Source organism: Gulosibacter chungangensis (genome assembly GCF_008831155.1).
GTDB lineage: Bacteria > Actinomycetota > Actinomycetes > Actinomycetales > Microbacteriaceae > Gulosibacter > Gulosibacter chungangensis.
This window is the reverse complement of the sequence record NZ_WBKB01000011.1, coordinates 1-13,492: the sequence shown is the minus strand read 5'-3', so window position 1 is coordinate 13,492 and position 13,492 is coordinate 1. Positions and strand designations below refer to the sequence as shown.

The 13,492-nt window shown below is 63.3% G+C and carries 18 protein-coding genes; 2 read left to right on the top strand and 16 right to left on the bottom strand.

Annotated features, from left to right (window positions below; translation table 11 throughout):
• Positions 1-22 precede the first annotated feature (22 nt).
• From rpsQ to rpsJ, 11 genes are read right to left on the bottom strand one after another with little or no spacing between them, the layout of a single operon-like run.
• Positions 23-328: a 30S ribosomal protein S17 gene (rpsQ, locus tag F8O05_RS13580; protein ID WP_158053294.1), complete on the bottom strand. Its 306-nt coding sequence runs from the start codon at positions 326-328 to the stop codon at positions 23-25.
• Positions 328-633, bottom strand: coding sequence for a 50S ribosomal protein L29 (rpmC, locus tag F8O05_RS13575; protein ID WP_158053293.1), 306 nt, complete (start codon positions 631-633; stop codon positions 328-330). The genes rpsQ and rpmC overlap by 1 nt, the downstream gene beginning before the upstream one ends.
• 3 nt (positions 634-636) lie before the next feature.
• Positions 637-1,053: a 50S ribosomal protein L16 gene (gene rplP / locus F8O05_RS13570; RefSeq protein ID WP_158053292.1), complete on the bottom strand. Its 417-nt coding sequence runs from the start codon at positions 1,051-1,053 to the stop codon at positions 637-639.
• Between the two features lie 2 nt (positions 1,054-1,055).
• A complete protein-coding gene (gene rpsC / locus F8O05_RS13565; RefSeq protein WP_026935970.1) occupies positions 1,056-1,805 on the bottom strand; it encodes a 30S ribosomal protein S3 in 750 nt (249 codons plus the stop codon).
• A complete protein-coding gene (gene rplV / locus F8O05_RS13560) occupies positions 1,805-2,188 on the bottom strand; it encodes a 50S ribosomal protein L22 (protein ID WP_158053291.1) in 384 nt (127 codons plus the stop codon). Before rplV ends, rpsC begins: the two co-directional genes overlap by 1 nt.
• 24 nt (positions 2,189-2,212) lie before the next feature.
• Entirely contained in the window at positions 2,213-2,494 is a 282-nt protein-coding gene (rpsS, locus tag F8O05_RS13555) for a 30S ribosomal protein S19 (RefSeq protein ID WP_026935972.1), read from the bottom strand.
• 18 nt (positions 2,495-2,512) lie between these two features.
• A complete protein-coding gene (gene rplB / locus F8O05_RS13550) occupies positions 2,513-3,352 on the bottom strand; it encodes a 50S ribosomal protein L2 (protein ID WP_158053290.1) in 840 nt (279 codons plus the stop codon).
• A 20-nt stretch (positions 3,353-3,372) separates the two neighbouring features.
• Entirely contained in the window at positions 3,373-3,672 is a 300-nt protein-coding gene (gene rplW, locus F8O05_RS13545) for a 50S ribosomal protein L23 (protein WP_158053289.1), read from the bottom strand.
• Positions 3,669-4,319 (bottom strand): 50S ribosomal protein L4, encoded by a 651-nt coding sequence (gene rplD / locus F8O05_RS13540; protein ID WP_158053288.1) that lies wholly within the window; start codon positions 4,317-4,319, stop codon positions 3,669-3,671. Before rplD ends, rplW begins: the two co-directional genes overlap by 4 nt.
• Before the next feature lie 4 nt (positions 4,320-4,323).
• The gene (gene rplC / locus F8O05_RS13535; RefSeq protein WP_158053287.1) at positions 4,324-4,977 is read right to left on the bottom strand and encodes a 50S ribosomal protein L3; all 654 of its coding nucleotides are present in this window, start codon (positions 4,975-4,977) and stop codon (positions 4,324-4,326) included.
• 8 nt (positions 4,978-4,985) lie between these two features.
• Positions 4,986-5,294: a 30S ribosomal protein S10 gene (rpsJ, locus tag F8O05_RS13530; RefSeq protein ID WP_026935977.1), complete on the bottom strand. Its 309-nt coding sequence runs from the start codon at positions 5,292-5,294 to the stop codon at positions 4,986-4,988.
• 580 nt (positions 5,295-5,874) lie between these two features.
• Between rpsJ and F8O05_RS13525 the strand changes: the two genes are divergently transcribed.
• Entirely contained in the window at positions 5,875-6,645 is a 771-nt protein-coding gene (locus tag F8O05_RS13525; protein WP_158053286.1) for an isocitrate lyase/PEP mutase family protein, read from the top strand.
• On the opposite strand, the gene F8O05_RS13520 is transcribed toward F8O05_RS13525, so the two are convergent.
• The 3 genes from F8O05_RS13520 to F8O05_RS13510 form a co-directional block, all read right to left on the bottom strand.
• Positions 6,638-7,303 carry an APC family permease gene (locus tag F8O05_RS13520; RefSeq protein ID WP_192497196.1) on the bottom strand — a complete coding sequence of 222 codons (666 nt, stop codon included), beginning with the start codon at positions 7,301-7,303 and terminating at the stop codon, positions 6,638-6,640. The genes F8O05_RS13525 and F8O05_RS13520 overlap by 8 nt on opposite strands.
• A gap of 76 nt (positions 7,304-7,379) precedes the next feature.
• Positions 7,380-9,071: an amidase gene (locus tag F8O05_RS13515; protein ID WP_158053284.1), complete on the bottom strand. Its 1,692-nt coding sequence runs from the start codon at positions 9,069-9,071 to the stop codon at positions 7,380-7,382.
• A complete protein-coding gene (locus F8O05_RS13510) occupies positions 9,068-10,153 on the bottom strand; it encodes an agmatine deiminase family protein (RefSeq protein ID WP_158053353.1) in 1,086 nt (361 codons plus the stop codon). Before F8O05_RS13510 ends, F8O05_RS13515 begins: the two co-directional genes overlap by 4 nt.
• 142 nt (positions 10,154-10,295) lie before the next feature.
• Between F8O05_RS13510 and F8O05_RS13505 the strand changes: the two genes are divergently transcribed.
• Positions 10,296-10,934 carry a TetR/AcrR family transcriptional regulator gene (locus tag F8O05_RS13505; protein ID WP_158053283.1) on the top strand — a complete coding sequence of 213 codons (639 nt, stop codon included), beginning with the start codon at positions 10,296-10,298 and terminating at the stop codon, positions 10,932-10,934.
• A 151-nt stretch (positions 10,935-11,085) separates the two neighbouring features.
• On the opposite strand, the gene F8O05_RS13500 is transcribed toward F8O05_RS13505, so the two are convergent.
• Positions 11,086-12,933 (bottom strand): hypothetical protein, encoded by a 1,848-nt coding sequence (locus F8O05_RS13500; protein ID WP_158053282.1) that lies wholly within the window; start codon positions 12,931-12,933, stop codon positions 11,086-11,088.
• A 204-nt stretch (positions 12,934-13,137) separates the two neighbouring features.
• The gene (locus F8O05_RS13495) at positions 13,138-13,329 is read right to left on the bottom strand and encodes an antitoxin (protein WP_158053281.1); all 192 of its coding nucleotides are present in this window, start codon (positions 13,327-13,329) and stop codon (positions 13,138-13,140) included.
• Positions 13,330-13,492: the final 163 nt, after the last annotated feature.

Here is a 13,492-nt window from a genome sequence, read left to right as displayed (position 1 = left end):
TTCCAGCGAAGTGGCCTAGGGCCTACTTCGCCTTCTCGAGGATCTCGACCAGACGCCAGCGCTTGGTGGCGCTCAGGGGACGGGTCTCGGCGATGCGTACGAGGTCGCCGATACCGGCGGTGTTGTTCTCGTCGTGCACCTTGATCTTGGTGGAGCGGCGAATCACCTTGCCATAGAGGGGGTGCTTCACGCGGTCCTCAACCAGGACGACGATGGTCTTGTCCATCTTGTCGCTGGTGACGTAGCCACGGCGGGTCTTGCGGTAGTTGCGCTGAAGCTTCTCGCCGCTGACCTCGGCTGCAGCCGAGTTGGTGTTGGTCTCAGCCATTACTTGGTCTCCTCGATCGTCTCGGCGGCCTCAGCCTTCGGCGCAGCCTCGGACTTCTTCGCGGGCTTCTCAGCCGGCGTCGGAGTTGCCCGGATGCCGAGCTCGCGCTCACGGAGAACCGTGTAGATGCGAGCGATGTCGCGCTTGACGGCGCGGATGCGACCGCGTTCTTCAGCCTGGCCGGTAGCGGCCTGGAAGCGCAGGTTGAACAGCTCTTCCTTGGCCTTCTTCAGCTCGTCTACAAGACGGCCGTTCTCAAAAGTGTCGAGCTCGTTAATGGCGAGCTCTTTCGATCCAATCGCCATGTCTTACTCGCCTTCCTCACGGGTAATGATGCGTGCCTTGAGCGGCAGCTTGTGAATTGCACGGGTGAGTGCTTCACGTGCCAGTTCTTCATCAACGCCACCGACCTCGAAGAGGACGCGGCCCGGCTTGACGTTGGCAACCCACCACTCCGGCGAACCCTTACCGGAACCCATGCGGACTTCGGCAGGCTTCTTGGTGATCGGACGGTCCGGGAACACGTTGATCCAGACCTTTCCACCACGCTTGATGTGACGGGTCATGGCAATACGTGCGGCTTCGATCTGACGGTTGGTCAGGTAAGCCGGGGTCAGTGCCTGGATGCCGAACTCACCGAACGACACCTTGGTGCCACCGGTAGCCTGGCCGGAACGACCCGGGTGGTGCTGCTTACGGTGCTTTACTCGACGTGGAATCAGCATTCTTAGCCCTCCGCTCCCGCGGCAACCTGCTCGTTACGACGGTTGCGGCGCGGACGGTCGCCACGGTGATCGCGCGACGACTTCTGATTGGCCTGCTCGCGAGCAAGCTCCTTGTTGGTCAGGTCACCCTTGTAGATCCATACCTTGACACCGATGCGACCGTAGGTGGTCTTGGCCTCATAGAAGCCGTAGTCGATGTTGGCACGGAGGGTGTGCAGGGGCACGCGGCCCTCGCGGTAGAACTCCGAGCGGCTCATTTCTGCGCCACCGAGACGACCCGAAACCTGGATACGAATACCCTTGGCTCCGGCGCGCTGTGCACCCTGGAGGCCCTTGCGCATTGCGCGGCGGAAGGCCACACGTGCGGCGAGCTGCTCGGCGATGCCCTGAGCGACGAGCTGAGCTTCCTGGTCGGGGTTCTTCACCTCGAGGATGTTCAGCTGGATCTGCTTGCCGGTGAGCTTCTCGAGCTCGGCGCGGATGCGCTCAGCTTCAGCACCGCGGCGACCGATCACGATGCCCGGACGGGCGGTGTGAATGTCAACGCGGACGCGGTCGCGGGTGCGCTCGATTTCGATGTACGCGATACCTGCGCGGTCAAGCGACTCGGTCAGGTAGTTGCGGATCTGGACGTCTTCCTTCACGTAGTCGGCGTAACGCTGACCGGGCTTAGTCGAGTCTGCGTACCAGCGCGACCGGTGGTCGGTGGTGATGCCGAGGCGGAAGCCGTACGGATTGATTTTCTGGCCCATTAGTTCGCCGCCTCCTGCTCTGCGTTGTCTACCTCAGGGGTCGACACGACTACGGTGATGTGGCTGGTGCGCTTGTTGATGCGTCCTGCGCGGCCCTGGGCGCGGGGACGGAAACGCTTCAGCGTGGCTCCCTCGTCAACAAACACGGTGCTGATGTACAGGTCGCGCTCGTCGAGGTACTCGTTGTTGTTGTCTGCCTTGACGCGCGCGTTTGCGATTGCCGAGGCAACAGCCTTGTAAACAGGCTCCGAGGCACCCTGCGGTGCGAACTTCAGAATGGCTAGCGCTTCCAGCGCCTGCTTACCGCGGATCAGGTCGACGACGCGGCGAGCCTTCTGAGGGGTAACGCGGATGTGTCGCGCGCGGGCGATCGACTCCACCATAATTTCCTCCTTCTTGCCCCCGCGTTAGCGGCGGCGACCCTTCTTGTCGTCCTTCTCGTGACCGCGGAAGGTGCGGGTCGGCGCAAATTCGCCGAGCTTGTGGCCAATCATCGACTCGGTAACGAATACCGGGATGTGCTTACGACCGTCGTGCACGGCGATCGTGTGACCGAGCATGTCGGGCACGATCATCGAGCGGCGTGACCAGGTCTTGATGACGTTGTTCGAACCAGCTTCGTTCTGCTTGAGCACCTTCTGTAGCAGGTGCTCGTCTACGAAGGGGCCCTTCTTAAGACTGCGAGGCATCTTCTTGAACTCCTACTACTAGCGCTTCTTCTTGCCGGTCGGACGGCGGCGGACGATGTACTTGTCAGACTCGAGGTTCGGCTTGCGAGTGCGGCCTTCCTTCTGACCCCATGGGCTGACAGGGTGACGACCACCGGAAGTGCGGCCTTCACCACCACCGTGCGGGTGGTCGACCGGGTTCATCACGACACCGCGGACGGTCGGGCGAACACCCAACCAGCGCTTGCGGCCGGCCTTACCGAGGTCAATGTTTGCCTGTTCGGCGTTACCAACTTCACCTACGGTTGCGCGGCAGCGTGCATCCACGTTGCGAACTTCACCCGAGGGCAGACGAAGCTGCGCGTAGGGGCCGTCCTTAGCAACGAGACGAACCGAGGCACCAGCCGAACGGGCCATCTTGGCGCCGCCACCGGGGCGGAGCTCGACAGCGTGCACAACGGTACCCGTGGGGATGTTGCGCAGCGGCAGGTTGTTACCGGGCTTGATGTCAGCCTCGGGACCCGACTCAACGATGTCGCCCTGCTTGAGCTTGTTCGGAGCGATGATGTAACGCTTGGTGCCGTCCACGAAGTGGAGCAGCGCAATGCGTGCGGTGCGGTTGGGGTCGTACTCGATGTGTGCAACCTTCGCGTTCACGCCGTCCTTGTCGTTACGGCGGAAGTCGATTACACGGTACTGACGCTTGTGGCCACCACCGATGTGGCGGGTGGTGATGCGTCCCTGATTGTTGCGACCACCGGTCTTGGGAAGCGGCTTCAGCAGCGACTTCTCCGGGGTCGTGCGGGTGATCTCGGTGAATTCCGAAACCGAACCGGCGCGGCGACCAGGGGTCGTGGGCTTAAATTTGCGAATCGCCATTTTTTATCTCAGTCCTCCGGTTAGCCGACGTTCGAGAAGATGTCGATGGTGCCGGACTTCAGGGTGACGATGGCGCGCTTGGTGTCCTTGCGCTTGCCCGTACCGAAGCGGGTACGACGAGTCTTGCCCTGTCGGTTCATGATGTTTACGCGCTCAACGTCGACGTTGAAGATCTGCTCGATAGCAAACTTCACCTCAACCTTGTTCGCTTCCGGAGCTACCTCGAAGGTGTACTGACCCTGGTCAATGAGGCCGTAGCTCTTCTCCGAGATCACCGGGCGGATGATGACATCGCGCGGGTCCTTGTTGATGGCGCTCATGCCTTCTGCTCCTTGCTGGTCTTCGAGTCAACGAAACCGTCGAAGGCTTCCTTGAGGAATACAACGTCGTCAGCGTTCAGCACGTCGTATGCGTTGAGCTGGTCTGCGGTGAGCACGTGGGCGTACTCGACGTTGCGGACCGACTTGCGGGTGATCTGGTCATCCTGCTCAACGACAACGAGGACCTTGTTGCCCTGCGCTGCGGTGCGGAACGCGTTGATCGCGCTGCGGGTCGAGGGAACGTCACCCGAGACGAGCTCGGTGAAGACGTGGATCTGACCGTTGCGGGCGCGGTCCGAGAGAGTCTGCAGCAGTGCGGCCGCGATCATCTTCTTGGGGGTGCGCTGCGCGTAGTTGCGAGGCGTCGGGCCGTGCACGATACCACCGCCGCGGTGCTGCGGCATACGGATCGAACCCTGACGGGCGTTACCCGTGCCCTTCTGCTTGAACGGCTTGCGGCCGGCGCCCGAGCGCTCGCCGCGGTTCTTGGTCTTGTGGGTGCCCTGGCGTGCAGCAGCCTGCTGCGCGACAACAACCTGGTGGATCAGCGCGATGTTTGCTTCGAGACCGAAGATGGACTCGGGAAGCTCAACCGTGCCGGCCTTCTTACCGGTTGCGTCGAGGACGTCAATGGTGTTGGCAGCCATTTGGCTAGGCCCCCTTCACTGCGTTACGGACGAATACGAGGCGGCCCTTGGCGCCGGGAACGGCACCCTTGACCAGGAGCAGGTTGCGCTCAACGTCGACACCGTGAACCGTGAGGTTCTGCACGGTGACGCGGTCGGCGCCCATGCGGCCGGCCATGCGCGTGCCCTTGAAGACACGGCTGGGGGTAGCCGAAGCACCGATCGAACCGGGCTTACGGTGGTTCTTGTGCTGACCGTGCGATGCGCCAACACCCTTGAAGTTGTGGCGCTTCATGGTGCCCGCGAAACCCTTACCCTTCGAGGTACCAACGACGTCGACCTTCTGGCCGGCTTCGAAGATCTCGACGGTAAGTTCCTGGCCGAGCTCGTAGTCCGCTGCGTCAGCGGTACGGATCTCGGTGAGGTGGCGACGCGGGGTCACACCTGCGGCAGCGAAGTGACCGGCGGCGGGCTTGTTCACCTTGCGCGGGTCGATCGCGCCAGCGGCAATCTGGATTGCCTCGTAGCCGTTCTTCTCGGTGTTGAGAATCTGGGTTACAACGTTCGGGCTCACCTGGATGACGGTGACAGGGATCATCCGGTTCTCGGAGTCCCACTGCTGGGTCATGCCCAGCTTGGTGCCGAGCAGGCCCTTGTAGGTCTTAGTAGCGGTAGGCATGAATTCCTCTAGAGCTTGATCTCGATGTTGACGTCGGCCGGAAGGTCGAGGCGCATAAGCGAGTCGACAGCCTTCGGAGTGGGGTCGACAATGTCGATCAGACGCTTGTGGGTGCGCTTTTCAAACTGCTCGCGGCTGTCCTTGTACTTGTGAGGCGAACGGATAACCGTCACCACGTTCTTCTCCGTCGGCAGCGGGACTGGCCCGATGACGGATGCACCAGCGCGCGTTACGGTGTCTACAATCTTGCGCGCGGAGTTGTCGATGACCTCGTGGTCATACGACTTCAGTCGGATGCGGATTTTTTGTCCCGCCATGTCCTACTCCTCATTAGTTGGGGCTATTAATTGGCCTCACATGCATTACCGGACTGCGCTTGCAGTTCGCGTGCACCACTGTTTTTCTGTCAAGTTCACCGGCCCGTAAGCGCGTACGCTCGGGCAGATGTACGGCATCAGTGGGTGAGGCCCGTAGGCCTTGCCCGGTGATACCGGAGCCGTGCTCTGCTGCCGGAGGAAATGTCTGCCCCGCAAGAAGCGGTGGACACGTCACAATCGCGACAGTGATCCGGGCGCCTGCCTAAGGCACGCCCGAAATGTTGAACTATGCAAGTGTAGACCGTGATTTCGACATCATGCAACCCGGGCGTGTCGGATTTTTCAAGATCTTTTTACCCGGGCTCACACGGTTGCTCTCGCATGTGAAGGCCGATCAAGTTTACTCGCTATTCCTCATCCCGTCACCCCCTGCTCTTTGTCGCTGGCCGAGTAGCGGAGCGTATCGAGGCCCCCTCCAGCCGCCCGACTGCGTGCTTGTCGCCGGCCGAGTGCCGCGCAGCGGCGTATCGAGGCCCCCACGTCGCAGCCAATACTGATCTGGCCTAGTTAGGTTCACCCCATGACCACTCAAGATAAGGCCCTCACTCTCAAGCAGCTCCACGAAGCCGACGAAATTCTGCGCGTCGTCAACGTCTGGGACGCGATCACCACCAAAGTCGTCGCCGACCTACCCGGCACCAAAGCCATCGCCACCGCAGGCCACTCGATCGCCGCATCCCACGGCTACCCCGACGGTGAAATTCCGCTGGACCTTGCCCTACCCGCACTCGAGCGCATCGTGAAGGCAACCGAGCTCCCCGTAACCGCCGACCTCGATGCCGGGTTCGGGAACCCGGGCGAGACTGTCCGTCGCGCGATCGGCGTGGGCGTGGTCGGCGCGAACGTGGAAGATCGGCTTGTACCTCTTAATGAGGCCGTCGCGAATGTGCACGCAATTGTCGCGGCCGGCGAAGCGGAGGGCGTCGACTTCCAGCTGAATGCTCGCACCGACGCGATTGTCCGCGGCGGCGACCGGCCGCTCGAGGAGAGCCTCAAGGATGCGATCGAGCGCGGCAAGGCCTTCCTGGATGCGGGGGCGTCGCTGGTCTTCGTCCCCGGCGTGCTGGATCGCGCGGCAACCGAAACCCTTGTTGAAGGTCTCGGACGCGGCAAGCTCAGCGTGATCGGTCTACCCGGTGCGCTCCCCGCCGCAGAGTACGAGGCGCTCGGAGTGGCCCGCATCTCCTACGGCCCGACCACACAGCGCGTCGCCCTGCGCGCCTACCGCGATCTCGCCACCGACCTCTACGGCAACGGCGTAATCCCGGAAGACACCCCCGCCCTCAACTAACGTTTTCGGTGCGGACCATGCCGGTGGGGAGCTCCTCGGCCTCGTCGAAGGCGAGGTCCGGGGTGGGCCGGCGGAACATCCGCGTGATCCACAGCAAATAGAGGACCCCCACCGCAGCCCAGAGCAGGCCCACCGTCATCGCGAGCTGATCGAGGCTCACCCACAGCGCTGCGTTAATTAGGAACCCGATCGCAGGTACGAGCGTCCATGCGAGCGTCGATCCGGCCACGTGCCCGGTCCTACGGTGCCGGAGCCATAACGCGATCACGGAGAGGTTCACGAATGCGAAGGCGGTGAAGGCACCAAAGTTGATCAGCGAGGTCGCCGCGTTCAAATCCAACCCCAGCGCCACTAACCCGATCACCGCAATCAGCACGATATTGAACACCGGCGTACCCAGTCGCGGATGCACGTATCCGAAGAGCTTCCGCGCGAGAATCCCATCCCGCCCCATCGCATAAAGCAGCCGGGATGCACTGAGTTGCGATGCGAGGCCCGAGAACAGCACCGAGATGGTCGCCCCGGCGAGGAAGATCGTCTGGAAGACGATGCCACCGATAGCGAGCGCTATATAAGGGGACGCACCTTCAATGTCATCCGCGATGGCCTGCAGCGCGACGAGGTCCGGCACGAAGGTTTGCATGATGTAGGTGATCACGACAAAGAATGCTGCACCTGATGCCGGGTCGCGGCTACCTGACGCCAGCTGGCCGATGCAGGTTGTCGGATGCGATCTACAGCCGCGGGGTCCGGGGCGGCTCGCTGCGGCGCTGCCCGGTGACCTCGAAGGCGAGCCCGAGCGCGAGTAGCGCGGAATCGTCATAGGCACGTCCCGCGAAGGTGAGCCCGACCGGCATCCCGATATCGTCGAGCGTGCCCATCGGCACGGTCACCGTGGGTATCCCCAAATGCCGAGGCACGAGATTGCCGTTCGCGACCCAGACGCCGTTGCGCCAGCCCGCATCCGCTGACTCCGGATTGACGTCCATGTCAGCCCGGCCGATATCGGCCATCGCGGGGAATACCACGGCGTCGAAACCGAGGTCGTCCATCCACGCTTCGAGGTCGACCCGACGAGTTTCTTCCAGGCCCCGCACCCCCGCTTCGAGGTGCGGAATCTCGGTGAAGTGCTCATAAGGATGCGCGGCCACCTGCTCGGGGTAGGTCGCGATATCGTCATCAAACCCGTCATAGCGATCCGGCAGCGCCCCCTCCGGCGCGGGGAAGATCTCAGCCCCGTCGACCGCGGCGAGTGACGGGATGCGCGGGTCGCCATTCGCGCGCAGGAAGTCATCCCAGGCCCAGGCCGAAAGGTCGACGATCTCCTGGCGCAAGTACTCCGGGCTAACGAGGCCTCGCGTGGCCAAGGTTGGGGCCCCAGCACGGTCGCCCTCATAGTTCGTGACCACCGGGAGATCGACTTCAACGACCTCAGCCCCCGCGGCCTCGAGGTCGCGGCGCGCGGCCTTCCAGAGCCGCATCACTGAGTCGCGGGTCTGGATGCGCTGCCCGGTCGGGCCGCCGATGGTCGTGCCGGTCCCCGCATCCGGATCGGCATTGATGTACATCCGTGGAACGCCCAGGCGCTTGCCCCGCAGGTCGGCCGGCGCGAGCGAGGTGAACGATTCGGGGCGAACTTCCGAGGCCTGCGGAATCTGCACCCACGGCTGGGCACGCCAGAAGTCCCCGCGGGTTTCGAGATCGTCCGCGACGATCACGTCGAGCACTTCGAGCAGGTCAGCCATCGTGCGAGTGTGCGGCACGACGACATCCATGGTCGGCACGAGCGACCAGTTCCCGCGCACCGAAATCACGCCGCGGCTCGGCGTATACGCGCACAGCGCGTTGCAGGATGCGGGGGCTCGGCCGCTCGACCAGGTCTCCTCCGCGAGTCCAAACGCCGCAAAGCTTGCAGCGGTCGCGGTGCCGGAACCATTCGAAGACCCGGATGCAAACGCGCTCGTGAGCCACTCGGCGTTGTACGGACTTTCGGCCCGCCCATAGACCCCGCGCTGCATCCCACCGTTCGCCATCGGCGGCATATTCGTCAGCCCCAGGCAGATCGCGCCGCCTGCGCGCAGCCGTTCGATCGTGAAGGCGTCCCGCTGGGCGACAAGCTCAGCGAAGGCGGGCGACCCCGCCGCCGCTGTGAGCCCCTTGACCAGGTAGCTGTCTTTGGCGGTATAGGGGATGCCGTCGAGCGGACCGAGCGACTCCCCCGCCGCTCGCCGCGCATCTGCCGCTTCTGCCTCCGCGAGCGCTTCGGGATTGCGCACCACAACCGAGTTCAGTGCGGTTTCGGTGTCGAGGCCGTCATAGGCGTCGATCCGCGCGAGATAGGCCCGCACGAGCTCCACGCTCGTTGTCGCGCCCGACTCTAGTGCTGCCCGCAGGTCAGCGATGCCGGTTTCCACCACGTCGATCATGACTGTCCCCCTGCCACTTGAGGCTGCTGCTCCGGCACCCCAGGCTGCTGCGAAGGCACGCGAGGCTGCTGCTGAGTGATGCAGTGGATGCCGCCGCCGCGCGCGAAAATCGGGCGTGCATCCACCGTCACGGCGCGCCGACCCGGGTAGGCACCTTCGAGGATCTCCCGGGCGCGCGCATCCGCCGCCGGCTCGCCAAAGCCGCAGACGACGATGCCGTCGTTGACCACGAGGTGATTGAGGTAGCTCCAGTCCACGAAACCTTCCGCATCCCGCAGTGTGGCGGGGGCGGGCACGTCGATGATCTCGAGGGTGCGGCCCGCGGCATCCGTCTCGTTTTCGAGGAGCGTTTTCAGGTCACGCGTAACCGCAAAATCGGGATGCGCGGGGTCGTCCTGCCGGTGCAGCAGCACCTGGCCGGGTGCGGCGAAGGTCGCCACGATGTCGACGTGACCGTTCGTGCCGTAGTCGTCGTAGTCACGGGTAAGGCCGCGAGGCAGCCAGATCGCCTTCTCAGTGCCGATGGTGCGCGCAAGTTCCGCCTCAACCCGCAGCTTATCCGCGAAAGGATTGCGGTTCGGGTCGAGCTGCACCGTGTCGGTCAGCAGCACCGTGCCCTCGCCGTCGACGTGGATGCCGCCGCCCTCGTTGACGAGCACCGAGCTGACCAGCTCCGCGCCGACTTCCGCGGCAATGATTCGCGCGATCCCGGCCGAGACCTGCCATTCGGCCCAAGCCGGTGCGCCCCAGCCGTTGAAGATCCAGTCGACCGCGCCGAGCACGCCGGGGCGCTCATCGTCGATCACGAAGGTCGGGCCGAAGTCGCGCATCCAGAACTCGTCGAGGGGTGCCTCGTAGATTTCTACGTCCTGCCCGAGCAGGTTCTTCGCGCGGGCGGTCTCGGTCGGGTCGACCACCATCGTGACCGGCTCGAATTCAGCGATCGCGAGGGCCGTTTCGCTCCAGGCGCGATACGCCGTTTCTTGATGCTCAGCGCCCTCGCCGAGCGTCTTCCCTGCACGCGGGAAAGCCATCCAAGTGCGCTCGTGCGGGTCACGTTCGTGCGGCATCCGCCAGGCCATGTCGTCTCCTTTGTCGATCATTCGTGTCGTTCGGGATGCGGGAGCGGACCGTCTTGGTCAGCTGGATTCCGCTTCAAATCCACTTCGATTTCGCGTTATTGATCATCCGATCAATAACTAATGATCCTAGACTGAAGACACCATGTCAACAGCCACGTCCCGACCACGCGTCCGTAAGAGCCCACAGCAGCGCTCCGAGGAGATCTACGCGGCAGCCACCGCCCTGGCGCGCGAAGGCGGTCTATCGGCGTTGACCTTGCGGGCCGTGGCCACCCGGGCGGGTGTCGCATCCGGCTTGGTAGCTCACTACGCGAGCAGCATGGATGAGCTGGTCGCGCGGACCTTCCACGACCTCGTTGGCGCCGAGCTTGCGGAGGTGTGCGCCGAAATCGCGGCAGAACCCGGCGCCGCTGCCCGGCTCGCGCGCATGATCGCGACGGTGCTGCGCCGCGACCACAATGACATCACCCTCGTGTGGGTCGACGCCTGGTCCCTCGGCCGAAGCAACGAGGCGCTCGCCACCGCGATTGAGGAGCAGATGGCGGCATGGCAGGACGCCATCACCGAGATCATTCTTGTAGGTGAATCCGAAGGCGCCTTCCGTGTGGACGACGCGGCTGCGGTGGCTTGGCAACTACTGGCAATGATCGACGGCATCGCCGCGCATGCGCTGACCCGCGGCACCGATGCCGCGCTCTTCGCAACCCGGCTGGCCCAAGCATCCGAGACCCTCGTCGGCGCCGAACCCGATACGGTCCGACGCCACCTCGCTGCCCCCTAGCCGTAAAGCGCACACCGCCGCCGGCTGCGCTCTCTCCACGAAATACCACCCGATATCTAGTCGGCCACTTTCCTGAAAGCAGTCGACTAGATATCGGGTGGTAACCGGTGAGGAAACGCTCGCGCTACGCCGTCCCTTACCTCGCTGCCCCCTAGCCGTAAAGCAGGTGCAGATCGCCGTCTTCGCGCAGCTCTAGGTAGCGGTCAACACCGGTCTCGAGGAAGATCTCGACCGTCTGGTACGGGCTCACGAGCCAACCGCCGCCCTCCTGCACCACCACGAGGCCGAGCTGATCCCAGCCGAGCTGCGAGTATGCATCCCAGTCGGTGAGACACCCGACTTCCTCGCGGAGTACCGAGGCGCAGTAGCCGTCTACCTCGAGCGCGGTGTCGCCGTCATAGGAGATCGCGAGCCCGTCTGGCAGGACCATTGTCTTCCCGCCGAACTCGAATTCTTCGAAGTCGCCGCTGACCTCATATTCGAAGCTCGCACCGCCAGCGCTGCTCTCGGCGAAGCCCTGCAGCCACGGCAGCAGATAAAGAGAGGCGACCGTACGCTCTGCCTCGGTCAGCGTGCTGATGCCGAGCTCCGTGTCCACACCCGATACCCCGCCTGCCATCGAGAAGTAGTTCGCGAGACCATCCGCAAATTGCATACCCGCGGCCGCCGGGCTCTCGGCGGGCTGTGCGTCGATCACCGTGTCGCCGATCGGCCAGCCTTCAGAGCCGGTCAAGCTCGTGCCGAGCCCGGTGGCGGCCAGGTGAATGCCGGTCATGATCTGGCTGACGTACCAGCCGCTGCCCTCCTGCACGGTCACCATGCTCAGCCCCTCGGGGAAGGCCTGCAGGTCATCGTTACCCTTCGCGAGGTCGTACTCGTACGGGAACTCAACATCCAAGTCCGCGTCGGTCATCTCGAAGGCGAGGTCGAGCGCCTCGTCTTCGGGAGTACCGCTCGAGACTTCCGCCTCATAGCGCATGCCGCGGGCGAGGTTCACGAGCGCTTCCTTGAACGCCTCCTCATCGCCATCGAAGGTAATCACGCCTTCGGTGATATTCACGACTTCGACACCTTCGACCAGTTCCTCGGTCTCGTACTCGAACCCGTCACGGGTGATCTTCAACGCCGATTGCGCATCCTTCAGTGAATCAAAGATCGACGGAATTTCCCGCTCGCCGTCACCCTCAGCTTCGCCGAGGCCGGCGTCGCGAATCTGCAGCACGGCGTCCTGGAAGATCTCCCGCTCGCTGGGTGCGGTGCCGAGCGCGGCGTCGACGATGTTGAAGGATGCGACCGAGGAGAGGTAGTTTTCGACCGCGGCTTCCGGGGTGCGCGCTCCCCCGAATTTGCCGAACAGCGCGATGCCGCCCCAGGTCGCAAGCCCGAGCACAACGACGATCGCGGTGCCGATGATCCACCACTTTTTGCGGCCCTTCTTCGGTGGTTGGGCGGGGCTGGATGCGGCGTACTGTCCGTAGGTCGCGTTGCCTTGAGTGGGCTGGGGCGGTTGCTCATAGCTGGGGTTCTGTTGACCAGCGCCGTAGGCCGGGTTCTGCTGGCCAGACCCGTAGGTCGGATCCTGCTGACCGGAGCCATAGGTCGGGCTCTGCTGATCATAGCCATAGGTCGGATTCTGTTGCCCGACACCGTAGCCGGAGTTCTGTGGGTTGGATCCATACCCCGGGTTCTGCTGGCCTGAGTCGTAAGTACCGCCGCTGTAGTTCCCGCCGTATGTACCGTCGGGCTGCTGACCACCCTGCTGGTAACCACCGGGACTTTGCCCCGGCTGCTGATTACCGTATCCACCCTGCTGATACCCGCCAGGGTTCTGCCCAGACTGCTGATTGCCGTAACCGGGCTGCTGGCCGAACTGGCCCTGTGCATCGTGCTGGCCGTACCTCGGCGACTGCCCATACTGCTGATTTCCGTATCCCAGCTGGTTCTGGCCGCTACCTTGCGGGGAGTCGGGATGCCGTGGGGCATTCGGGTCGTAAGTCATGGCTCCCCCATATCGGTCGCTGCGAATAGCGTTGGCCTGAGGTTAGCAACGGATGTGCGCGCTGATCGCGAGTTCTATACCGGAGTTGTATGGAGTTGACCCGAGATCGCACGGTAGGCCGAGAGCGTTGGTGTTTCTCTCGAGAAATAAGGAACGGCGGGACGAGTTTGCTCACTCGTCCCGCCGTTGAACTTTATGCAGTGGCTACTTGTTTTCGCCCTTGTTGAAGAGGTCCGAAGCCTTGTCTGCTGCGGTGTCGATCTGCTCGTCGAACTTACCGCCAGTTACCTTCTTCGCGCCGTCAGCGACGTTGTCGATAACCTGGTCCGCCTGCTTCGGGTCAATGTTCTTCGCTGCGTCGCCGAGCTGGTCCCCGAGCTTGCCGAAATCTACCATCACGTTGCCTTTCATAGATGTGCTTGTGGAAAGAGACTAGTGTCGCGTGTCGTTAGTTCCTAAATGGTTAGTGGGTTGAGAGAATAATGCATGGCGAATTCTCCAGCCCCGGCCCTTGCTCTTTACGATGGTGATCACGACGAACTCGTCTCCTGGACGAGAG